The 23,308-nt window shown below is 62.3% G+C and carries 16 protein-coding genes; 9 read left to right on the forward strand and 7 right to left on the reverse strand.

The window, feature by feature from the left end; translation table 11 throughout:
* Window positions 1–315: 315 nt before the first annotated feature.
* Window positions 316–2,745 carry an endopeptidase La gene (gene lon / locus EZI54_RS15430; RefSeq protein ID WP_131482782.1) on the reverse strand — a complete coding sequence of 810 codons (2,430 nt, stop codon included), beginning with the start codon at window positions 2,743–2,745 and terminating at the stop codon, window positions 316–318.
* A gap of 179 nt (window positions 2,746–2,924) precedes the next feature.
* Between lon and trxA the strand changes: the two genes are divergently transcribed.
* A complete protein-coding gene (trxA, locus tag EZI54_RS15435) occupies window positions 2,925–3,788 on the forward strand; it encodes a thioredoxin (protein ID WP_131482783.1) in 864 nt (287 codons plus the stop codon).
* A 28-nt stretch (window positions 3,789–3,816) separates the two neighbouring features.
* Window positions 3,817–4,143, forward strand: a complete 327-nt coding sequence (locus tag EZI54_RS15440; RefSeq protein WP_131482845.1) for a hypothetical protein — start codon at window positions 3,817–3,819, stop codon at window positions 4,141–4,143.
* 270 nt (window positions 4,144–4,413) lie between these two features.
* Here EZI54_RS15440 and EZI54_RS15445 read toward each other — a convergent pair whose 3' ends face one another.
* From EZI54_RS15445 to EZI54_RS15460, 4 genes are all read right to left on the reverse strand, one after another.
* On the reverse strand, window positions 4,414–5,790 hold the full coding sequence (locus tag EZI54_RS15445) for a KamA family radical SAM protein (protein ID WP_131482784.1): 1,377 nt from the start codon (window positions 5,788–5,790) through the stop codon (window positions 4,414–4,416).
* 353 nt (window positions 5,791–6,143) lie between these two features.
* Complete coding sequence (locus EZI54_RS15450; protein ID WP_131482785.1) at window positions 6,144–6,776, reverse strand: LutC/YkgG family protein; 633 nt, start codon at window positions 6,774–6,776, stop codon at window positions 6,144–6,146.
* The gene (locus EZI54_RS15455; RefSeq protein ID WP_131482786.1) at window positions 6,773–8,206 is read right to left on the reverse strand and encodes a LutB/LldF family L-lactate oxidation iron-sulfur protein; all 1,434 of its coding nucleotides are present in this window, start codon (window positions 8,204–8,206) and stop codon (window positions 6,773–6,775) included. The genes EZI54_RS15450 and EZI54_RS15455 overlap by 4 nt, the downstream gene beginning before the upstream one ends.
* Window positions 8,203–8,955, reverse strand: a complete 753-nt coding sequence (locus EZI54_RS15460; RefSeq protein WP_131482787.1) for a (Fe-S)-binding protein — start codon at window positions 8,953–8,955, stop codon at window positions 8,203–8,205. Before EZI54_RS15460 ends, EZI54_RS15455 begins: the two co-directional genes overlap by 4 nt.
* Before the next feature lie 440 nt (window positions 8,956–9,395).
* On the opposite strand from EZI54_RS15460, the gene aceE reads away from it, so the two are divergent.
* Entirely contained in the window at window positions 9,396–12,056 is a 2,661-nt protein-coding gene (aceE, locus tag EZI54_RS15465) for a pyruvate dehydrogenase (acetyl-transferring), homodimeric type (RefSeq protein WP_131482788.1), read from the forward strand.
* Between the two features lie 10 nt (window positions 12,057–12,066).
* Window positions 12,067–14,091, forward strand: a complete 2,025-nt coding sequence (gene aceF / locus EZI54_RS15470; RefSeq protein WP_131482789.1) for a dihydrolipoyllysine-residue acetyltransferase — start codon at window positions 12,067–12,069, stop codon at window positions 14,089–14,091.
* 500 nt (window positions 14,092–14,591) lie between these two features.
* On the opposite strand, the gene EZI54_RS15475 is transcribed toward aceF, so the two are convergent.
* The gene (locus EZI54_RS15475; RefSeq protein WP_131482790.1) at window positions 14,592–14,891 is read right to left on the reverse strand and encodes an ArsR/SmtB family transcription factor; all 300 of its coding nucleotides are present in this window, start codon (window positions 14,889–14,891) and stop codon (window positions 14,592–14,594) included.
* 105 nt (window positions 14,892–14,996) lie between these two features.
* Between EZI54_RS15475 and EZI54_RS15480 the strand changes: the two genes are divergently transcribed.
* The 4 genes from EZI54_RS15480 to EZI54_RS15495 all read left to right on the forward strand — a co-directional run bounded on the left by EZI54_RS15480 (window position 14,997) and on the right by EZI54_RS15495 (window position 20,450).
* On the forward strand, window positions 14,997–16,280 hold the full coding sequence (locus EZI54_RS15480) for an NADH:flavin oxidoreductase/NADH oxidase family protein (protein WP_242674490.1): 1,284 nt from the start codon (window positions 14,997–14,999) through the stop codon (window positions 16,278–16,280).
* A 389-nt stretch (window positions 16,281–16,669) separates the two neighbouring features.
* Window positions 16,670–18,181 carry a thymidine phosphorylase family protein gene (locus EZI54_RS15485; RefSeq protein WP_242674491.1) on the forward strand — a complete coding sequence of 504 codons (1,512 nt, stop codon included), beginning with the start codon at window positions 16,670–16,672 and terminating at the stop codon, window positions 18,179–18,181.
* Entirely contained in the window at window positions 18,178–19,095 is a 918-nt protein-coding gene (locus EZI54_RS15490) for a ribose-phosphate diphosphokinase (protein ID WP_131482791.1), read from the forward strand. The genes EZI54_RS15485 and EZI54_RS15490 overlap by 4 nt, the downstream gene beginning before the upstream one ends.
* Complete coding sequence (locus EZI54_RS15495; protein ID WP_131482792.1) at window positions 19,095–20,450, forward strand: MBL fold metallo-hydrolase RNA specificity domain-containing protein; 1,356 nt, start codon at window positions 19,095–19,097, stop codon at window positions 20,448–20,450. The genes EZI54_RS15490 and EZI54_RS15495 overlap by 1 nt, the downstream gene beginning before the upstream one ends.
* Window positions 20,451–20,514: 64 nt before the next feature.
* On the opposite strand, the gene EZI54_RS15500 is transcribed toward EZI54_RS15495, so the two are convergent.
* Complete coding sequence (locus tag EZI54_RS15500; protein WP_131482793.1) at window positions 20,515–21,666, reverse strand: DcaP family trimeric outer membrane transporter; 1,152 nt, start codon at window positions 21,664–21,666, stop codon at window positions 20,515–20,517.
* Window positions 21,667–21,830: 164 nt separating this feature from the next.
* Between EZI54_RS15500 and EZI54_RS15505 the strand changes: the two genes are divergently transcribed.
* Window positions 21,831–23,288 (forward strand): exonuclease domain-containing protein, encoded by a 1,458-nt coding sequence (locus EZI54_RS15505; RefSeq protein ID WP_131482794.1) that lies wholly within the window; start codon window positions 21,831–21,833, stop codon window positions 23,286–23,288.
* Window positions 23,289–23,308: the final 20 nt, after the last annotated feature.

Genomic DNA, 23,308 nt, shown 5'->3' on the forward strand with positions numbered 1-23,308 from the left:
TGCCGTTCGGCTAGTGGTTCCCCTTACCGGGCCCACAGGGGACTTGCACCCCCAAGTCATCCGGCCAGCACCACCTGTACCAGAACAGCGCCCGTCAAGGCGCTACGCGCCATGCCTGGCGCACCAAAAAAAAGGCGTCCAAATGGACGCCTAATGGGCTCTTCTCAGATGACAGGAATTCGACGCGAATGCGATGAATTCAATGATTAAAAGTGTAAATATGCGCTCCGTTTTGAACCATAGTGGATTGCGCGTACGAATTATCCGGTACCCTGTAAGCCAGGAATAACGCGGCCTTCGGGCCGATGCATGGCGTCAGTGCACACTCGCTCCCCGCCGGGGTTTGTTGCCGAAGCAAACCGTGTACACATCGGCGAAATGCCTCGCAAAATGGACCTCCAGACCTTCCTGCAGGTACGCGGGCAATTCCTCGTAATCGCCGCGGTTACCTTCCGGAAGGACCAGCGTATTGATCTTCTGCCGTCGCGCTGCAATGACTTTCTCGCGAATGCCTCCAACCGGTAGGACCTGACCGGTCAGCGTCAGTTCCCCGGTCATGGCAATGCCGGCCTGCGGCGCTTCCTTGCGGGCAATCGACAGCAGGGCGGTGGCCATGGTCACGCCGGCGCTGGGTCCGTCTTTGGGCGTGGCGCCCTCCGGCACGTGCAGGTGAACGAACGACTTGTCGAAAAACGCCGGATCACCCTTGTAGCGTTTCAGGTTGGAAGACACATAGCTGTAGGCAATCTCTGCAGATTCACGCATGACATCGCCCAATTGCCCGGTAAGCTTGAAGCCTCGCTGGCTGGAATGGATGCGCGAGGCCTCGATGCTCAACGTCGCGCCCCCCATCGCCGTCCAGGCCAGGCCGGTGACCACACCGGTTCCCTTGAGCGATTTCTCCTTCTTGAAATACGGCTGGCCGAGATAGCCGGGGAGGTCGCTGACGCCCACCTTCACCGGCGTGTCCGGATCCTCCAGCAGCTTGACGATGCCCTTGCGGACAACCTTGTGCAGCTGCTTTTCCAGGTTGCGCACGCCGGCCTCGCGGGCGTAGCCCTCAATCACCTGGCGAATGGCGGCGTCGGTAATGTTGAGCTGTTTCTTGAGCAGGCCGGCCCGCTTGAGCAGGCGCGGCAGCAGGTGGTGCTTGGCGATCAGCAGCTTTTCCTCGGCGATGTAGCCGGACAAGCGGATGACGTCCATCCGGTCCAACAGCGGCCGCGGGATGGTGTCCAACTGGTTGGCGGTGCAGATGAACAGCGCCTTGGACAGGTCCATTCGCACATCCAGATAGTGGTCCAGGAAATCCTTGTTCTGCTCCGGATCCAGGGTTTCCAGCAGGGCGGACGCGGGATCCCCCTGGAAGGACGCACCGATCTTGTCGATTTCGTCCAGCATGATGACCGGGTTGTCGACGCCGGTATCCTTCAGCGCCTGCACCAGCTTGCCGGGCATGGCGCCGATGTAGGTGCGCCGATGGCCCTTGATCTCCGCCTCGTCCCGCATGCCGCCCAGACTGAAGCGGTAGAACCTGCGACCCAGGGCATCGGCCACGGAACGGCCAATGGACGTCTTGCCGACACCGGGTGGACCCACCAACAGGATGATCGAGCCGGACACCTCCTGACGGTAGGCGCCTTCGGCCAGGAACTCGATGATGCGGTCCTTGACGTCCTCCAGCCCATCGTGGTCGCGGTCGAGCACCTGGCGGGCCTGCTGCAGGTCGAAGTGATCCTTCGAATGCTGGCCCCAGGGGATCTGCGTCAGCCAGTCCAGGTAGTTGCGGGTGACGCCGTATTCCGGCGAGCCCTGCTCCAGCACGGACAGCTTCTGCAGCTCGTCCCTGAAGCGCTGCTCGACGTGTTCCGGTGGATCCAACTTGTCCATACGGGCCTGGAAGTTTTCCACATCCGCCGTCTTGTCGTCTTTGGCCATACCCAGCTCGCGCTGGATGACCTTCAACTGCTCACGCAGGAAGAACTCCCGCTGGTGCTTCTGGACCTTGGTGTTGACCTCTTCGTTGATCTCCGCCTGCAGACGGGCCACTTCCTGCTCCTTTTTCATCAGCAGCAGGACTTTCTCCATCCGACGCAGCAGCGGCACGGTGTTGAGGACGTCCTGTAACTCAGGGCCCTTGGCGCTGGTCATGGACGCGCCGAAATCGGCCAGCGGCGAGCTGTCGTCCGGCCCGAAACGGGACAGATACTGCTTCACTTCTTCGCCATAGAGCGGGTTGCTGCGCAGCAGGTCCTTGATGGCGCTGATGATGGCCAGGGTGTAGGCCTTGAGCTCGTCTGCTTCCTCTTCCGGCTCCTGTGGATAACTGACTTCCACCAGGTACGGCGGTTTGCGGCGCAGCCACTGGACGATCCGGAAGCGCTGCAGGCCCTGGGCGATAAACTGGACCTTGCCACCCTCACGCTGGGTCTGGTGTACCCGGACGGCGCAGCCCATGATCTCCAGGTCATCGCTCTCGGGAACGGCCATTTCCTCATCGGCGTCGACGAAGCACAGGCCCAGGACCTGGTGATCGGTTTCCTTGACCCGCTTGATGGTTTCCTGCCAGGGATCCTGGTTGACCACCACCGGCTGTACCTGCGCGGGGAAGAACGGGCGGTTCTGGACCGGCAGCAGGTACATGCGCTTGGGCATCAGTTGCTGGGGCAGGGCAAGGCTCTGGCGGTTCTCGTCCTTGCCGATGTACTCCATGGTGTCGTCGTCATCGTGATGGGTGTCGGTCATGATCACTTCGCGTCCTTATTCAGAGGCTCTCTTTCTTCCGTATGTGACGGCATAGCGGGGAATTTCAAGCGAGGCAAGTCCAGGACCTGGCTTGAATTCCCGGGCAATGGCGCCATAACAGCTCTACGGTCTGATATAGTTTCCTGATTACATTTCCTGTCCGGACAAGGTTTGCACCGATGAGCGAGTCTCCCTACATATTTGAAGCCACTCTCGACAATTTCCAGGAGAAGGTCATGCAGGCCTCCATGCAGACGCCGGTGCTGGTGGATGTGTGGGCTGACTGGTGTGCGCCCTGCAAGCAACTGATGCCGGTCCTGGAAAAGCTGGCGGAGGAATACAGGGGCGCGTTCCTGATGGCGAAGGTCAATGCCGACGAGCAACAGGAACTGACCGGTCACCTGGGCGTACGTAGCCTGCCGACCATCCTGCTGGTGAAGAACGGCCAGGCGGTGGACGGCTTCAATGGCGCATTGCCGGAGAGCGAGATTCGCAAGGTACTCGAGAAGCATGTCGAGCCACCGGAGGAAAATCCCCATGACAAGGCCAACCGCCTGTGGGAGGAGGGCGACCTGAATGGTGCCCTGGAAATCCTGACCGGCCTGAACCAGGCCGACCCGGAAAACACCGCTGTCCTGATCGACCTGGCCCAGATCAAGGCGGAGCTGGGCGATACGGAAACGGCCCAGCAGATCCTCGACAGCCTGGCGCCGGAGGATAAGATGCAACCGCACGCCCGCCAGTTGGCGGCGCGTCTGAAGTTCATGGAACAGGCCGGGCAACTGGCGCCGGTCGCGGACCTGGAAAAGCGCCTGGAGGTGGATCCGAAGGATTCCGAGGCGTTGCACCAACTGGCCCTGCAGCACGTCATCAAGGAAAACAACGCCCAGGCAATGGAGCTCCTGATCCGCCTGATGCAGGTCGATTCGGGTTACAAGGACGGGGTGGCCAAGACCACGCTCATCGAGCTGTTCGACAAGCTGGGCAACACCAATCCCGACGTGCGAACCTACCGCCGCAAGCTGTATACCCTGATGCACTGATTGTCCGGGGCGCAGCCGGTGACCCATGATGCTGAAACTGCCCCCGCAACCGGATCGCTGTGAGCTTTGCGAGCGTCCTGTCGCCAAGCTCACGCGACACCACCTGATCCCCCGCCGCTTACACAGCAAGAAGCGCTTCCAGAAACTCTTCACCCGTGACGACATGATTACCCGCACCCTGTGGGTCTGCCGTCCCTGCCATAATGCCATCCACGGCACCTGCTCGGAGTACGAGCTGGGCATGCACTACAACACCCGGGACAAATTGATGCAACTGGACGACCTGCGCACGTTCGTCGACTGGTTGCGGGATAAGCCGGAAGGATTTGTGCCGAAGCGTGGGCGTCGTGGGTAAAACGTTTAATAATTGGCTTGGTGGCTTGCTCGGATCGGGTGCCTGAAGCCAATGGGCGCCATCGCTTCCGTCGCCTAAGAGGGCCGTCCGTGGCCGCTTATGCGACGAGGACATCCTGTCCTCTGCTCCAGCGATGGCGCCCATTCGCTTCGACTCCCCGGGTATAGGATTTCATTGGCGTCAGCCCCACCGTCGAAAACCAAGGATCATTGGGGCAGGAACAAAAAAGCCGGACACATGGTCCGGCTTCTCGCTCACAGGTGAAATGGCTTAGCCATTCCCCTTGCGCATCGCCTCGTACTCGTCTTCGAAGAAGAACTTCTCTTCCCCAAAGGCCGGCTCCAGTTCGTGCAGCCAGGTGGCCGTATCGCTGTACTTGGCGAAGAATGGGCGCTGCACCCAGTCCGGGTTGCGGCCCTGCAGGAAGCGCAGGACGAACACCTTCTCGCCCTTGATCTCGGCAATACCCTGGACTTCCACCTTACCCGGACCGGCACTCATGGATGGGCCACGCGCGGTACGGCCGAGGCCGGAGACGTTCTTCATGGCTTCGCGGTAGATCTCGTAGGCCTGCGCCAGCGGCAGCTCGAAGTAGTTCTTCGCGCCGGTGTCCCGCTCGACGAACATGTAGTAGGGGATGATGCCCAGCTTGACCTGCTTCTTCCACATCTTGGCCCAGGCTTCGGCATCGTCATTGACGTGCTTGATCAGCGGGCCCTGGGCGCGAATCTCGGCGCCGGTCGCGCGGATACGGCGGATGGCTTCCTCGGCGATCTCGGTGGTGATTTCCTGCCAGTGGTTGTAGTGGGCCATGATCGCCACATGCTTGCCGCCTTCCACCAGGCGGGCAAACAAATCGATCAGCTCGTCCGCATCCTTGTCGGTCACGAACCGGTACGGCCAGAAGGTCAGCGCCTTGGTGCCGATGCGGATGGTCTGGATGTGATCGAACTCCGGCTCCAGCAGCGGCTCCAGGTACTGCACCAGGTTCTTGGTCTTCATGACCATCGGGTCGCCGCCGGTGACCAGCAGGTCGGAGACCTCCGTGTGGTTGCGCAGGTAACCGTGCAGCGTCTCGGCGTCGGTGCTGGCCATCTTCAGGTCCTTGTCGCCCACGAATTGGGCCCAGCGAAAGCAGAAGGTGCAGTAGGAGTGGCAGGTCTGGCCCTGGGACGGGAAGAACAGCACCGTTTCGCGGTATTTGTGCTGCACGCCTTCGAGTACCTCGCCGTCCAGCTTGGGCAGGTTCATCTGCATCTGGCCGGCCGGGTGGGGGTTCAGGTCGTCGCGGATTTCCTTGGCAACGGCCTGGATTTCCTTCTTGTCCGCCCCGCTGCGGTGCATTTCCGCCATGCGCTCGTAGTGCTCGGGTCTGAGCATCCCGCGCTGCGGAAAGACCAGTTGGTAGATCGGATCGTTGGGCACCTGGTCCCAGTTGATCAGCTCATTGATGACGTATTCGTTGACGCGGAATGGCAGCACGCTGGAGACCACTTTCATCTCGAACAGGGTCTCTTCGGGCAGTGACTGGATGGCTTCGATCCTGTCCAGCTGGCGGTCGGTATAGACCTGGAAGCGACGCTCCTCGAATTCGACGGTGGGAATGCGTGCGGAGAACGTCTCAGGGGCGTTAACAATGGAGTTCATGGGCCTCCCTCTCTCATGTTGGCTCTATCGGGCGCTTCTCTGGCGCCGTCGGCAAATGTCTGAGGCAAAAGGAAAGAGGCTGCGCAAAAAAGCGCACAATCGATGCGGTGTTCCTCTGGCTGTTACTCCCTCCTTAAGCCCCGGCAAGAATCGGGAAGCGGAGTATACCGAATTGCCTGAATATTTTCAGGTCTAATTAATTTGTCAGTGACAGTAGGCGGTTAGAGGCGAATTGATCGACAATATCATGAAATATGGATGGAAAATTCGGGGCTTTCGCGGCAGGGCGGCGTAAAAATATTTCGAGACACGATGGAATGGTGCGTCTGCCATGGACGGGGACAGACGCACACTCAACGACAGAGATAGACGATCAGTTCCCTCGGGCCATGGGCACCATAGGCCATCGTTTGCTGGATATCCGCCGTCTTGGACGGCCCGGAGATGAAGATCAGGTTGGTGGGCATGCCGTGCCGGCTGTAGTGCACCATGGCCGTTGCCATGTCGGGGAACAGGCTGTTCTCCCGGACGACGACGACATGCACCGGCGGCACCAGCGACAGGGTGCGCGGCACTGCGGACCCGCTCTCGACGATCAGCGTGCCGGTATCGGCGATTCCGCCCTGGGCGAGACTGAGACCAATCGGTGCGGATTCGAACAGCGTCGATTTCTGGCGCTCCCAGTCTTCAAACACCGTAACCGACGGCGCCGATCCGTGAGCCTGCCAGGTGGAAGCCACCTCGTCCCGTCCAACCCACCATTGCTGCCAGGCGCGCTGTTCCGCAAGCGAGGCCAGGTGATCCGGCCAGGCGGACTCGTCCATCCGGAACACCTCCGCATGGGCCGCTTGCAGGGCGGTGACCATGGCGTCGATGTCCGGTGCGGAGTCGGCCGTTGCCTGGGCCTGTGGCGCCGGGTAGGGCGCCGCCGGCGACGCGGCGCGCCCATGACGGAGCCGGGACAGTATGCGGTCGCGGGGTTTCATGAACGGCGGTCCTCCCGGTGGCGCATCATCTCCTGAAAACTGCGGTCCGCGGGCTGAAGTGGCGCCCGATGCCGGGTCCAGGCCCGGGGCAGTGGCGGTAACCAGTGGCGGGCGCGGGTGGCCACGCGCGTCACCAGGCGATAGAGCGGTGGCCGGGTGTGGATGAAGCACCAGACGCGCCAGATCAGCGCCTCGCTGAATCGTCGCTGGCGGCCGTGTCCGCGCACCGGGCTGGCGGGGTCGGTGCTGACGCCTTCATGGCGCAGCCGGCGAATCAGGTCAGGCAGGGGAATCCGCACCGGGCACACCTCGCCGCAGGCGCCGTTCAGGCTGCAGGCCTGGGTCAGCTTTCCGGCGTGGTCCAGTCCGAACAACTGGGGCATCACCACCTGGCCAATGGGGCCGGGATAGACCGTGCCGTAGGCATGGCCGCCCAGACGCTCGTACACCGGGCAGTGATTCATGCAGGCACCGCAACGAATGCAGCGCAGCGTCGCCCGCAGTTGGCGGTCGGCATAGATCCGGCTGCGGCCGTTGTCGAGCAGCACCAGGTGGACCTGGCGCGGACCGTCGCTCTCGTCGTCCCGGCGCGGGCCGCTGATCATGTTGACGTAGGTGGTGATCGCCTGACCGGTGGCGGACTTGGGCAGCAGGCGCATCAGGTCCGGCAGGTCGGCCAGCTTCTCGATCACTTTCTCCAGGCCCATCACGGCAATGTGCGTATCCGGCACCGTGGTGGACATCCGGCCGTTGCCTTCGTTTTCCACCAGGCACAGGGTGCCGGTTTCGGCGACCGCAAAGTTCACCCCGGAGATACCCACGTCCGCCTCTGCAAAGGCCCGGCGCAGGACCCGCCGTCCGGTGCCGATCAGCTCGTCCACATCCTCGGTATAGGGCGTATCGGGAATCTGCTCGGCGAACTGGCGGGCAATGCTGGCCTTGTTGCGGTGGATGGCCGGCATGATGATGTGCGACGGCGTCTCATGGGCCTGCTGGACGATGTATTCGCCCATGTCCGACTCCAGGCAGGTGAAGCCGGCCGCTTCCAGGGCGGTGTTGAGGCCGATCTCCTCGGTCGCCATGGACTTGCCCTTGACGATGCGTTTGCCGTTCACCGCCCGGATCAGCCCGGTGATGATGCGATTGGCGTCTTCCGCCGTCTCGGCCCAATGCACCTGGATGCCGTTGTGGCGGCAGCGGTCTTCCAGTTGCTCCAGCAGGTCCGGCAACTGGGCCAGGGCCCGGTCGCGGATGGCGGCGCCGCTGTCGCGCAGGGTCTCCAGCGCCTCGGGATCGGGGAACTGGGCGCGGCGTCTGTCCCGCAGGAAGGTCATGGCGCCGTGAAAACTCTCCCGCAGCTCTGCATCGCCCAGGGCGTCGTGGATGCGGACGCCGAAGTCCTGATCGGGATGGTTGGTGAAACCGCTCATGGAGTATCGCCTCCGGTCCGCTTCCAGAGAAATTCCGCCAGGTGTTCGGCCGGCAGGTGGGCGCCCTGCTTGCGCAGCATGCCGTCAATGTTGAGCAGGCAGCCGCAGTCGCTGCTGAGTAGCTGATCGGCGCCGGTCGCCTGGACGGCGCGGCACTTGTCGGTCGCCATGGCGGCGGAAATCTCCGACATCTTCACGGCAAAGGTCCCGCCAAAACCGCAGCAGGTCTCGGCGCTTTCCGGTTCGCAGACTTCCACGCCCTCGAGCTGCCTGAGCAGGGCAAGACCGTCTTCGCGCACGCCCATTTCACGGCGCGCGCTGCAGGAGGTGTGCATCACGATCTTCACCGGATCCCCGTGATCCTGCCATCGCACCTGCAACACCCGATGGAGGAACTCGTGCAGTTCGTAGGTGCGGGCCGCCAGATCCCGGGCGGCATCGGCCAGCGGCCCGTCGGCCAGCAGGCTGGGGTAGTGCTGACGCAGCATCCCGGCGCAGGAGCCGGACGGCACGATCACCGGGATCGACTCACTGAAGCGCCGCACCACCTGCCGGGCAACGGCCCGGGCTTCCTCATCGTAGCCGGAATTGTAGGGTGGCTGCCCGCAGCAGGTCTGTTCCTCCGGGAACACCACCTCGATGCCTTCCCGTTCCAGCAGTTGCACGGAGGCCAGGCCGGCAGCGGGATGGAAGACGTCGATCAGGCAGGTGCCAAAAAGGTATACGCGTTGGATTGCGGGACTGTTCATGCAATAACCCGGCATTAGTGAGGATGCTCTCTATAGACTAGTGTGCTATCGAGGCAAGATAGAAACTCCCGGGCTCAGACATTGGTCGCAAGCGACTTGTCGTAATGGGGGCCAAAGCGCCAAGGTAGGCATTCTCCAGCCGTATCCGGCGCCCCATCGGTTTGTCTGTGGGACCGTTGCCCGGGGTCATCGACAAACCCATGGAGCGTGCCGCGCCCCGGCCATCATTGCTTATCCGTATCCCCGTGCCGGGGCCGCTGCGGGTCTGACAAACCGGCCTGCAAGAAATTGAAGCTGTTCTATGCTTATTGGAGCGTTTTGCGAGGCTTTCCCGACACTTCAGGGCCGGCCGCTCATCGGGTCCGGCAAGCAGCGATACCGTCCGGGCCCGGACAGCAGTTTCCTGCCACGACAATTTGACGCCTTACGAGGAGGGTCGGATGCATCAGGACGAAGATCCTATCGAAACCCAGGAATGGATGGAGGCTCTGGACTCCCTGATCGAGAACGAAGGGATAGAGCGCGCCAAGTTTATCCTGGAACGCCTGTCGGAACGGGCCAGCCGCGACGGCACCCAGCTCCCCTATTCGATCACCACGCCGTTCCGCAACTCCATTCCCGTAACGCAGGAGGCCCGGATGCCGGGCGACCTGTTCATGGAGCGGCGCATTCGCTCGCTGATCCGCTGGAATGCCCTGGCCATGGTGCTGCGGGCGAACATGCGTCCCGGGGAACTGGGTGGCCACATTTCGTCCTTTTCTTCGGCGGCCACACTGTATGACGTCGGTTTCAACTACTTCTTCAATGCCGGCAACGAAAAACAGGAGTCGGACCTGGTCTATTTCCAGGGGCATTCCTCGCCGGGCATCTACGCCCGCTCCTTCCTGGAGGGCCGGTTCGATCAGGAGCACCTGGACAAGTACCGGGAGGAGGTGGACGGCAACGGGCTGTCCTCCTATCCACACCCGTGGCTGATGCCGGAGTACTGGCAGTTCCCGACGGTGTCCATGGGCCTCGGGCCGATCCAGGCGATCTACCAGGCCCATGTGATGAAGTATCTGCACAGCCGTGAACTGATCGACATGGGCGACCGCCACGTCTGGTGCTTCGTCGGCGACGGCGAGTGCGATGAGCCGGAAACCCTGGGGGCGATTGCCCTGGCCGGCCGCGAGAATCTGGACAACCTGATCTTCGTGATCAACTGCAACCTGCAGCGCCTGGACGGCCCGGTCCGTGGCAACGGCAAGATCATCCAGGAGCTGGAAGGGGTGTTCCGCGGCGCCAACTGGAACGTGCTCAAGGTGGTCTGGGGGCGCATGTGGGACCAGTTGTTCGAGCGCGATACCGACGGCATCATGCAACGCGCGATGGACGAGTGCTGCGACGGCGACCTGCAGAACTTCAAGAGCAACGGCGCGGCCTACACCCGCAAGCACTTCTTTGGCCGCTATTCCGAACTGGCGAAAATGGTCGAAGACCTGTCCGACGAGGACATCGGCCAGCTCAATCGCGGCGGCCACGATCCTTACAAGGTGTATGCCGCCTATCACCAGGCCGTCCATCACAAGGGACAGCCGACCGTGATCCTGGCCCATACCATCAAGGGCTACGGCTTCGGCGCCGCCGGCGAGGCACAGAACACGGCACACTCGCTGAAGAAACTGGACATCGACGGTCTCAAGGCGTTCCGCGACCGGTTCAACATCCCGCTCAAGGACGAAGAGCTGAAGGATGTGCCCTACTACCGTCCGGCACCGGACAGCCCGGAAATGGTCTACATGAAGAAGCGCCGGCAGGAGCTGGGCGGCTTCTATCCCAAACGCCGCAAGGACAGCCAGCCGCTGAAGATTCCCGACCTGGACATCTTCAGCAACCTGCTGGAAGGTTCCGGCGATCGGGAAATCTCCACCACCATGGCCTTCGTGCGCCTGCTGACCTCCCTGACCAAGGACAAGCGGGTCGGCAAGCGAGTGGTGCCGATCGTACCGGACGAAGCGCGGACCTTCGGCATGGAGGGCATGTTCCGGCAACTGGGGATCTACACCTCCGAAGGACAGAAGTACACGCCCCAGGATCGCGACCAGATCATGTACTACAAGGAGGACAAGAAAGGCCAGATCCTCGAGGAAGGCATTACCGAGGACGGCTCCATGGCGGCCTGGATGGCCTGCGCCACCTCCTACAGCACCAACGATTTCCCACTGATCCCGTTCTACAGCTTCTATTCCATGTTCGGGTTCCAGCGGGTGGGCGACCTGGCCTGGGCGTCCGGCGACATCCAGGCCCGCGGTTTCCTGATGGGCGGCACCTCGGGGCGTACCACGCTCAACGGCGAGGGGTTGCAGCACCAGGACGGTCACAGCCACATCCTGGCGCAGACGATTCCCAACTGCGTGACCTACGATCCGGCCTACGCCTACGAACTGGCGGTGGTGGTCCACAATGGCATGAAGCGGATGTACGAGGACAACGAAAACGTCTTCTACTACCTCACCATCATGAACGAGAACTACCCGCAGCCGGCCATGCCCAAGGGCATCGAGAACGGCATCATCAAGGGCATGTACAAGCTGGAGTCGGTGGAGACCAAGGGCCGCAAGAAAACGCCGCGGGTCCAGTTGCTGGGGTGCGGCGCCATCCTCAACGAAGTCCGTGCGGCGGCCCAACTGCTGCGGGACGACTACAGCGTGGCCAGCGACGTCTGGAGCGTAACCAGCTTCAACGAGCTGGCCCGCGACGGGCAGCATGTGGATCGCTGGAACAAGCTGCATCCCGACGACAAGGCCAAGCAGTCCTACGTCACCAAGTGCCTGGAGAAACAGAAGGGCCCGGTGGTGGCCTCCACCGACTACATGAAACTCTACGCCGACCAGATCCGCCGTTGGGTGCCGTCCCGCTATGAGGTGCTGGGCACCGACGGCTTCGGTCGCAGCGACACCCGCGAACGGCTGCGCAGTTTCTTCGAGGTGGATCGTTACCACGTGGTGGTGGCCGCCCTGAGTGCGCTGTCGGCGGATGGCGACATCAAACAGGAGCAGGTTTTGGAGGCGATGCGCAAGTACGGCATTGATCGCAATAAACCGAATCCGGTGAAGAGCTAAGGAGACCGCCATGAGCGAACAGGACATCAAGGTTCCCGATCTCGGCGGTGCGGATGAGGTTGAAGTCATCGAGATCGTCGTCAGCAAGGGCGACACCGTCGCCGAGGAAGATCCCATCCTGACGGTGGAATCGGACAAGGCGTCGGTCGACCTGCCGGCGCCGGTGGCCGGCAGGATCAGCAAAATCAGCGTCAAGGTGGGGGACAGGATCAAGGAAGGCGATGTGGTCGGCACGATCGATGCCGAAGGCGCCGGTGAGGAGTCGTCTGATGAGGACGATCAGGCGGAGGATAAAGCCGCCGAGCCGTCAGGGACGTCGTCGGAGGAAGCTTCCTCCGACGAAAAGGCATCGGCCAGGAAATCGTCCGGAAAATCCGGCGGCGGTTCCCGTAAGGAAACGGTGAAGGTTCCCAATCTCGACGGCGCCGAGGACGTGCCGGTCATCGAGATCAACGTGAAGGAAGGGGATGAGGTCACCGAGGAAGATCCGCTGGTGACGGTGGAGTCCGACAAGGCCACCTTCGAGATCCCGTCGCCCTATGCCGGCAAGGTCGGCAAGGTGCTGGTCAAGGAAGGGGACAAACTCTCCGAGGGTGACGACCTGCTGGAGATGACGATCCAGGACGGCGGTGCCGAAGACGACGACAGCGGGGAAGCGCCCGCCGAGACGTCGGAGGCACCGGTTGAAAAGTCCGGAGGCAAGGCCGCGAAATCCGGCAAGAAGGCCTCGGGCGGCGGGTCCCGCAAGGAAACCGTCAAGGTGCCGAGCATGGATGGTGCCGAGGACGTGCCGGTCATCGAGGTAAACGTCAGCAAGGGCGACGAGGTGGCGGAGGAAGATCCGCTGGTGACCGTCGAGTCCGACAAGGCCACGTTCGAGATTCCCTCGCCGTATGCGGGCAGGATCGAAAAGGTACTGGTCAGCGAGGGGGACAAGCTGTCCGAAGGGGACGACCTGCTGGAAATGACCGTATCCGGCGGGGATGAAGGCAGCGAAGACCGCCAGGGAACCGAAGCCGCTGAAGAGGCTCCGGCGTCCAGGGAGAAGCCGGCATCCAGCGAGCGTTCCGAGTCCCGACAACCGGCCCGTACGGAAACGGAATCCGAGCCCAAGACCACCGGCAAGGTGCATGCCGGCCCGGCCGTGCGCAAACTGGCGAGGGAATTCGGTGTCGATATGGCCCGGATCAAGGGCAGTGGGCCGAAGGACCGCATCCTCAAGGACGACATCCAGGCCTATGTGAAGGGCGAGCTGCAGAAAACCCAGGAGGGCGGCGTGGCGGCGCCCGGTGGCGGTGGCGGCATACCCGGGGTCAAGCTGCCGGACTTCAGCCAGTTCGGCAAGGTCGAGCGGGAAACCATGTCGCGCATCCAGGTGGCCACCGCCAACAACATGCAGCGCAACTGGCTCAATGTGCCGCACGTGACCCAGCACGACGAGGCGGACATCACCGACATGGACGCGTTCCGCAAGAGCCTGAAAGCCGAGGGCGAGAAGCGGGGCGTCAAGATGACGCCGCTGGCGTTCATGCTAAAAGCCTGCGCCCAGGCGCTCACGGAGCTACCGCAGTTCAACGTATCGCTGGACATGGAGCGCAAGGAGCTGATCCGCAAGCAGTACATCCACATCGGCATCGCGGTGGATACGCCCAACGGGCTGATGGTGCCGGTCATTCGGGACGTTGATAAGAAAGGTCTGTGGGAACTCGCGGAGGAAGCCTCCGAGATGGCGGCAAAGGCCCGGGACAAGAAGCTCAAACCCAATGAAATGCAGGGTGGCTGCTTCTCCATCACCAGCCTGGGCGGCATCGGTGGCACGGCGTTTACGCCCATCGTCAGCACCCCGGAAGTGGCGATCCTCGGTGTCTCGAAAGCCTCGATGAAACCGGTGTGGGACGGTGAGGCGTTCGAGCCGCGGCTGATGATGCCGCTGTCGCTGTCGTACGATCACCGTGCTGTGAACGGGGCGGATGCCGCGCGGTTTACGACGTTATTGGGGCAGTTGCTGGGGGATGTCCGGCGATTGCTTTTGTAAGCGGTGACTGATGATGGCTCAAAAGCAGGCTTCGGCCTGCTTTTTTGTTGGTGCGGGTTGGGTTTGCTGAGCTCGGGGCAGAAGCCAATGGGCGCCATCGCTTCCGTCGCCTAAGAGGGCCGTCCGTGGCCGCTTATGCGACGAGGACATCCTGTCCTCTGCTCCAGCGATGGCGCCCATTGGCTTCGATGGAACGGCTGTGGAAAACGTGGGAGAGTGGGGCACCTGTGGCGCCTCAGAAGCTAAAGCATCTGCTACATGCTCGAGTGGGCTTTCAATGTAGCCGACGCTTTAGCTTCGGAGCAGCCTGAAAGGCTGCCAGGATGGTGCATCTGACGGTCCGGAATGAATCCGCCCATTTAGACTCGGGCGCCTACGGCGCCTCAGAAGCTGAAGCATCTGCTACAGACTCGAGTGGGCTTTCAATGTAGCCGACGCTTCAGCTTCGGAGCAGCCTGAAAGGCTGCCGGCGGTTTTGCTACTGGCCCGGGTCCGAGCCACTAATCCAAAAACGCCCGCAACTCCTGCTGCATATCCTCTTCCAGATAACAGGTCACGAACTTGCCATCCTTCTCCACACGAATCAGTCCGGCGTTCACCAGTTCCTTGATGTGATGGGAGATGGTCGGCGCACCCACCTTCATGGAATTGATGAAGTCCACCAGCTTACAGCCACTGTCTTTCATCGGGCTGACCCGGGCGTCCTTGATCTGCTGGTAGATACGCAGGCGATTGGGGTTCGACAGCGCCTTGAAGGCGCGCGCAAGGCGTTCGGAATGGGGGCGGTTTCTGGTTGGCATAACGGTCCCGACAACAGTCTTTACAGGCTATTCTATTACAGTTTGACAATTATCGAAACGTATAATAGTTTGACAGTTGTCGAATTATGAAAGGATCACGATCCCATGAAAAACGGCCTCAAGACCAAACGCGCCAACAACAGCGCCCCGATGAGCGCCAGCGACCTGCTGGGCCAGCCCCTGACCTTGCGCAACGGCAAGGTCCTGCCGAACCGCTTCGCCAAGTCCGCCATGAGCGAAACCCTTGGTACGCTGGATAACCGCGTCACCCACGACCTGGCCACACTCTATGACACCTGGGCGGAAGGCGGCACCGGACTGTTGATTACCGGGAACGTGATGATCGACCGCCGCCACACCGGCGAGCCGCAGAATGTGGTGCTTGAGGATGAACGCGACCTGCCGGCGCTTGAGACCTGGGCCGCCGCGGGCCAGCGGCGCGGCAATGCCATCTGGATGCAACTGAACCACCCGGGCAAGCAGAGTCCCAAGATGCTCAACCGCGACCCGGTCTCTCCCAGCGCCATTCCCTTCCGCAAGGAGCTGCGGAGCATGTTCGCCACCCCGCGGGCCCTGACCGGTCCCGAGATCGAGGACATTATTGAGCGGTTCGCCCACAGCGCGGCCATTGCCGAGAAAGCCGGTTTCGACGGCGTGCAGATCCACGGCGCCCACGGCTACCTGATCAGCCAGTTCCTGTCACCGCACCACAACCAGCGCACGGACGAGTGGGGCGGCACGGCGGAAAAGCGAATGCGCTTTGTGGTCGAGGTGTACCAGGCGATTCGCGCCGCCACGTCAAAGAAATTCAATGTGGGGATCAAGCTCAACTCGGCGGATTTCCAGCGTGGCGGGTTCACCGAAGAGGAGTCGCTGGCGGTGATCGAGACGCTGGCGGAGCTGGGCATCGACCTGATCGAAATTTCCGGCGGCAACTACGAGAATCCGGCCATGGCCAAGGGCACCAAGGCCAGCACCCGGGAGCGGGAAGCCTACTTCCTGGAGTTCGCCGAGAAAGTGCGGGCCCGGACCGACGTGCCGCTGATGGTAACCGGCGGTTTCCGCACCCGGGCCGGCATGGCGGCGGCTGTCGAGAGCGGTGCGACCGACTTGGTCGGACTGGCGCGCCCGCTGGCGGTCGAGCCGGATTTCCCGCGCCGGATCCTGGCCGGCGCCGACTATACTAGCGCGGTGCGTCCCATCAGCACGGGCATCAAGGCCATCGACAACATGGGGCTGATGGAAGTGAGCTGGTATACCCGGCAACTGGAACGTATGGGGCGCGGCAAGTCGCCACGCCAGCACGACCGCGGGCTGTTGTCGTTGATGGAGGTGATTTCGGTGATGACGACGCGCGGATTGAGAACGCGCCTTCGCGCCGGCGAGTAACCGATCGGGCCCGGTGCTACCGGGCCCGACAGCAGGCGGGTGTATTCAGCCGGTTCCATAGGGCATCACCTCCGGTACGCTGCCATCCTGTTGCTTTCGCCCCCGCGGACCCGTCCTCCACAGCAGCATCGGCCATGCCATGTACCGCAAATCCAACCCGATCAACCGCTTGGTCCTTGTCGCCCCGTCCGGCGTATTTCCCTGTTGCCCCATGATGAGTCGTGCCGTCTGAAAAGGGTGCGCGCAGGCCGCTTTGGCGACTAAAGTGGGGAACAGGGCGCGACGATCCAACACAAACCTGACTTCCATCAATCGGCGCGAGCGACCGGACTGCTAGCCTGATGGCGTGATACTTCGGGTTGTCAGTCCGCCGTTCTGAGTGAGGGGCCGTGAATTACACGAATGAGTTGAAGGCGTTCCCCATGGGGATCGATACCCATCAGGAACTGGTGGTCTACATGCGCGACGACTGTCACCTGTGCCGTTCCGAGGGCTTCGTCGCCAGCAACCGCCTGAACGTTTCCTGCGGCGGTCGTTCCATTATTGCCGTCCTGAACGTGGTCTACGGTGGCCATATCCCGCATGGCCACGTTGGTCTCTCTATAAGTGCCCTGGAGCGCCTGCGGGTCAGGCCGGGCACGTTGCTGACCATCAAGCATGCGCCGCCGATACGCTCGCTGGCTTCGGTGCGCAAGAAGGTCTTTGGCCACACCCTGAATGGCCGGGAAATCGAGGCCATCATCAACGACGTGACGGCCCACCGTTACAGCGATATCGAGATTGCGGCCTTCCTCAGCGTGTGTGCCGGCGGTCGCCTCTCCCTGACGGAAATTACCGATCTGACGCGAGCCATGGTGACCAGCGGGGAGCGCCTGGATTGGGGCGATGGCCGCAGGATCTACGACAAGCACTGCATCGGCGGGCTGCCCGGCAACCGCACCACCCCCCTGGTCGTGGCGATCTGTAGCGCCGGCGGACTGGTGATGCCCAAGACCTCGTCCCGGGCCATTACCTCGCCGGCCGGAACGGCGGACACCATGGATGCGCTGACCCATGTGGATCTTGGTGTGGCGGACATCCGCCGGGTGGTGGAGGAAGCGGGTGCCTGCCTGGCCTGGGGCGGCTCAATGAATCTCAGCCCTGCTGACGATCTGCTGATCCGGATCGAGCGGGCCCTGGAGCTGGATGGGGAAGGGCAACTGATCGCCTCGGTGCTGTCCAAGAAAATCGCGGCGGGGTCGACCCATGTGCTGATCGATATCCCGGTCGGCCCGACCGCCAAGGTGCGCAGCCAGCCGGAGGCGGAAAGGCTGCAGTCCCTCCTGGTGGAAGTGGGCGCGGCCTGCGGACTGTCGGTGCGTTGTGTGATCACCGATGGCCAGGGGCCGGTGGGACGGGGGATTGGTCCGGTCGAAGAGGCCCGGGATGTGCTGGCGGTCCTGCAGCGGGCGGACGGCGCGCCGGCCGATCTGCGCGACCGGGCGCTCGAGCTGGCGTCTCACCTGTTCGACATGGCGGATGGCCAGGGGCTGGAGGCCGGCCGGGAGCGTGCCCGTCTGATCCTGGAGGACGGTCGTGCCTGGGCCCAGTTCCAGCGGATCGTGGCAGCCCAGGGCGGCCTCAAGACGCTGCCCCGGGCGCTCTATACCCACGAGGAACTGGCGCCCCGGGACGGTACTGTCGGTGCCATCGATAACCGCCGGCTGGCCAAGTTGGCCAAACTGGCCGGGGCACCCGCGAGTAAGGCGGCCGGGTTGCGACTCTGTGTGGGGTTGGGCGATCAGGTCACGGCCGGCCAGCCCCTGTTCCAACTGTTCAGCGAGAGCGCCGGCGAGCGGGATTATGCGCTGGAATACTACACCTCCGAACAACCCATCTTCAGCCTGGTGAGTGAACGATGAAGCCTGATACCGAGAACCCGCCGCTGCTGTTTGCCTTCCGGGAGCTGCCGCTGCAACAGCCACTCTGCGCCCGGCTGGGGGCCCGGCTTGGGGACGTGGACTCGCGACACTTCCCGGACGGCGAAAGCTACGTTCGTGTCCTCTCGGATGTGGCCGGGCAGCACTGCATCCTGTTGGCGGACCTGTCCCACCCGGACGACCGCTACCTGCCGCTGATTTTCCTGGCGGAAACGCTCCGGGACCTGGGGGGCGCATCGGTCGGACTGGTGGCCCCCTACCTCTGCTACATGCGCCAGGATGCCCGCTTCCAGACCGGCGAGGCCCTGACCTCGAAGATCTTTGCCCGGAGCCTGTCGGCCCACATCGACTGGCTGGTGACCGTGGATCCGCACCTGCACCGCTTTCGCAGTATGGATCAGCTCTACAGTGTACCCAGCCGGGTCGTGCAGGCCGCGCCGGCGCTGGCCGACTGGCTGGATCAGCGCCAGCACTTGCTGCTGGTGGGGCCGGATGCCGAGAGCGAACAGTGGGTTGCCGAGATCGCCAGGCGCTGCGGCCATCCCTATGTGATTGGCCACAAGGAGCGCCTGGGGGATCGCCATGTGCGAGTCACCCTGCCACCGGTGGCACAGTATTACGGCCGGGTGGCGGTCATCATCGACGACGTGATCTCCAGCGGTCATACCATCCTCAAGTGCCTGCAGGCGCTGGAAGCCGGCGGCATCGAACAGGTCGAATGCGCCGCCGTCCATGGCATCTTTGCCGACGACTCCGATGCCCAACTGGTCGGCGCCGGCCTGGCCGGATTGGTGACCACCAACACCGTGCCCCACGCCACCAACGACATCGATGTCAGTTCATTGCTGGCACCGGCGATACAGGCCTGCCTGCGAACTGTACAGGAGACACGATAATGCGGATTACCTTCCTTGGCGGTGCGGAAACGGTCACCGGCTCCAAGTTCCTGATGGAAACCGACCACAGCCGTGTGCTGGTCGATTGCGGGCTGTTCCAGGGTTACAAGTGGCTGCGCCGGCGCAACCGGGAGCCGCTGCCGCTGGACATCGACAACCTGGACGCGATCGTGCTCACCCACGCCCATCTGGATCACTCGGGTTACATTCCCGTGCTCTACAAGGCCGGATATCGTGGACCGGTGTTCACCCATCACGCTTCCCGGGAACTGTGCGCCATCCTGCTGGCGGACAGCGGCCACCTGCAGGAGGAAGAGGCGGACTACCTGGGGCGGCACAAACTCAGCCGTCACGAGAAACCCGAGCCCCTGTACGATCGCGCCATGGCTGAGGCCAGCATGGCACTGTTCCAGTCCGTGGCGTATCGCGAGACGTTTGCGGTGGGGGATTTCCAGTTTCATCTCCAGTCGGCGGGACACATTCTCGGCTCGGCCAGCGTGATCATCGAGGTGGAGGGCAAACGCATCGGCGTATCCGGTGACGTCGGTCGCCCCCACGACCTGTTCATGAATCCGCCGCCGCCGCTACCGGAGCTGGACCTGTTGCTGCTCGAGTCCACCTATGGCAACCGCCGTCACCCGGACGAGGATCCGTACGGTGAGCTGGCGCGGATCGTCAATGACACCATCAACCGGGGCGGGAACGTGTTGATCCCGTCGTTCGCGGTCGGACGGGCGCAGGTACTACAGTACATGCTGGCGCGCCTGATCCGTGAGCAGCGTATTCCGGAGATCCCCATCTATCTGGACAGCCCGATGGCGATCGATGTCTCGGGTATCTACTGGAATTACCCCGACCAGCACCGCCTGAGTGAACAGGAATGTCACGAGATGGCCAGCGCGGCGATCTACACCCGATCGGTGGACGAGTCCAAGGCGCTGACCAACCAGGCGTTCCCACATGTGGTGATTGCGGGCAGCGGCATGGCCACGGGCGGGCGCATCCTGCACCACTTCAAGGAGCATCTGGGCGATCCGCGCACGACGGTGTTGTTTGCCGGTTACCAGGCCGGCGGTACCCGGGGGGCGAAGATGATGGCCGGCGCCGAGGCCGTGAAGATCCACGGCAGCTGGATTCCCATCAAGGCGCGTATTGAAATGCTGGATGGCCTGTCCGCCCATGCGGATTACGCCGAGCTGGAGCGGTGGCTGGCGGCGAGTGATTTGCGCCCCGGTACGGCCATCCAACTGGTTCACGGCGAGCCCGAATCGTCGGAAACCATGCGCGACTATCTCCGGCAGCGGACCCGATTCGAGGTGGACATTGCCGGCTATCGCACGATCCTGCGGCTCTGACGTCTAACGCCCAGACATGAAAAAGCCCCGGCGAACCGGGGCTTTTTTCTGGGTCGGGAGTGGATCAGAAGTTGTACTGACCGGCGAACATGATGCGGCTGGCATCACCGTCGTCGCCGTTCTGCTTGTCCACCATGAAGTAGGCGTATTCAACACCCATGGTGACGTTCTTCACCGGGCTCCACATGTAGTTGACCATGGCGTTGCTGTTGGTCTCGTGTTGCTCTCCAACGGCCACACCATCATCTTCGGCATCGTCCCAGTCGTTAGTGACCCAGCCATAACCGGCGTTGATGGACCCGGGGCCGACGTCGACGCCCACGCCAATAGTGCCGCCATAACCACTGATGGTTTGCAGGTCACCACTGCCGTCGATGTAAGCATCGGCCGCGCCGAAGTTATCGCCGGAACGGTACAGGTAGGAGTTGGCACCATCGCTGTAGGTCACGGCACCCTGGAGGCTGACCGTATCGGTGACGGCAAACTTGGCGGCGCCGAAGACAGCGTAACCAATGGCCTGGTCATCCGCCGTGCCGATGTCGTATTCCACCTGGTGCAGCAGCGCCGCGGCAGACAGCGACAGCGGGCCGGATGAATTCTCGAAACGAGCTGTCAAAGTGGGCAGACTGTTCTTGGTGCTGGCGGCTGCACCAGCTGGATCCAGAATACTGGTGAAGTTATCTTCCAGTGACACAGACATTGGGCCAGTAGTATAACGAGCCTGGGTCACACGGCCCTGCAGACCGGCGTTACCGGCCAGGGCATCGAAATCCAGGACGGACGTGTTACCCACGAAACTGTTGAAGTTGGACCAGGTCTGACCCAACAGCACGCCCATATACTCACCATAGGCGTGACGCAGACGAAGATCGCCACCGCTGCTACCACCACGGAAGTCACCTTCCACGACGACCTTCACACCCTGCTCGGTGGTGACTTTGACACCCAGACGGGATTGCACGGCATCGGCATCGAAATGACCCGTGATCTCGTCATCTTCGGCTGCGCCAGTATTCACTTTGCCGAAGGAACCGGACTGGGTGGACACACCGATATCCTCATCGATGTCGTAAACGGCGTTCATGCGGGCGTAACCGTACAGCTCGGCATCGATTGACCCTGGATTGAGTTCGATGGCGCTGGCCTGGGTGGCGAGTCCCAGAACCATCGCGGCCGTTGTTGCCTGAACTGCGATTGTTATTTTGTTGCGGTTCATTGAAGTGTTCTCCATGCGTTATTGTTGTGTTGCGTCCTCTTTAAAGTAGTTACGGTTTGGGGACAATTCAAACAAGTTGATCGTTAATTATACGAAGGTCTAATCCCCGGGAAATTCCTTGTTAATCGCGGTCCAGTGAGGTTTTGTTCACGTAAAGGATAAGCATGTCTGAGACCGTCGCCTTTCTCGATTCCGCCACCTTCGCTTTTCTCGATCTGGAAACCACCGGCGGTAACGCCATGCACGACCGGATTACGGAGATTGGCATCCGCTTCTGGCGCAACGGTGACGTGGTCGACGAATGGCAGACGTTGCTGAATCCGGAAACCCGAATTTCCGCGTTTATTGAACAGCTTACGGGCATCAGCAACGAGATGGTGGCGGACGCCCCGCGGTTTGCGGAGATCGCCGACACCCTGCGGGAAAAGCTGAAGGATTCGGTCTTCGTCGCCCATAACGCCCGCTTCGATTACGGCTTTATCAAGGCGGAGTTCCGCCGGCTGGGGCAGGCGTTTTCCTCACGGGTGCTGTGTACGGTCAAGCTCTCGCGCCGCCTGTATCCGGAATTCCGGCGCCATAACATGGATGCCATCATCGCCCGGCACCAGTTGCCCGATGTCCAGCGCCACCGGGCGATGGGGGACGTGACGGCGATGCAGGCGTTCTTCGAGTCGTCGCTGCTGGACAAGGGGAGGGAGAACGTCGAGGCTGCGGTGCGCCACCTGTTACGTCGTCCCAGTGTGCCGTCCCACCTGTCCCCGGATATCCTGGAGAGCCTGCCGCCGTCGCCGGGAGTCTATCGTTTCTACGGTGAGAACGACGTGCTGCTCTATGTCGGTAAGAGCACCAATATCCTGCAGCGGGTTGCGTCCCATTTCTCCGGCGATCACAACTCCCACCGGGGCGTGCGCATGTCCCAGAGCCTGCGCCGGGTGGACTGGACGGAAACCGCCGGCGAGCTCGGGGCGCTGTTACTGGAACTGCACCAGATCAAGACCCTCAACCCCCTCTACAATCGTCGCTCCCGGGCGGCCAAGACCCTGGTCAGTATTGAACTGACCCACAACGACGCGGGTTATCTGCAGGCCCGGCTGGTGCGGGAGATCGAGCCGCATCGGCTGGGGGACTACTTCGGGCTGTTCCGCAGCATCCGGGACGCCGAACGGGCGTTGAAGGGCATTGCCGCGAAGAATGAGCTCTGCAATAAACTGCTGGGCCTTGAACCGGAAGGTGAGGGCCCCTGTTTCCAGCGCACGCTGGGCCGCTGCAAAGGTGCCTGCGAGCAGGATGAAGACGTCACCCGTTACAACCTGCGCATGCAGATCGGCTTCCACAACCTGCGGCTGACCACCTGGCCCTGGCAGGGGCCCGTCGGTGTGGTTGAGCGCAATCGGGAGCGGGATCGCACCGATATCCTGGTCATCTACAACTGGATGCACATCACCACCCTGCACGATGAGAACGACCTCCATGACCTGTCCCTGAACGGGCAGAGTGTCACCTTCGACCTGGATTCCTATAAACTGGTGGTGAAAGCCCTGATGGGGCGGGACGGTCGGGCCCGCCGCATCGTTGAGCTGCCCGCCGTCAGTACGCCGGATATCCTGATACCGGACGGTTGACGGTCCGAATGAATCTGTTT

Source organism: Marinobacter halodurans, assembly GCF_004327985.1.
In the GTDB taxonomy this organism is placed as follows: Bacteria; Pseudomonadota; Gammaproteobacteria; order Pseudomonadales; family Oleiphilaceae; genus Marinobacter_A; species Marinobacter_A halodurans.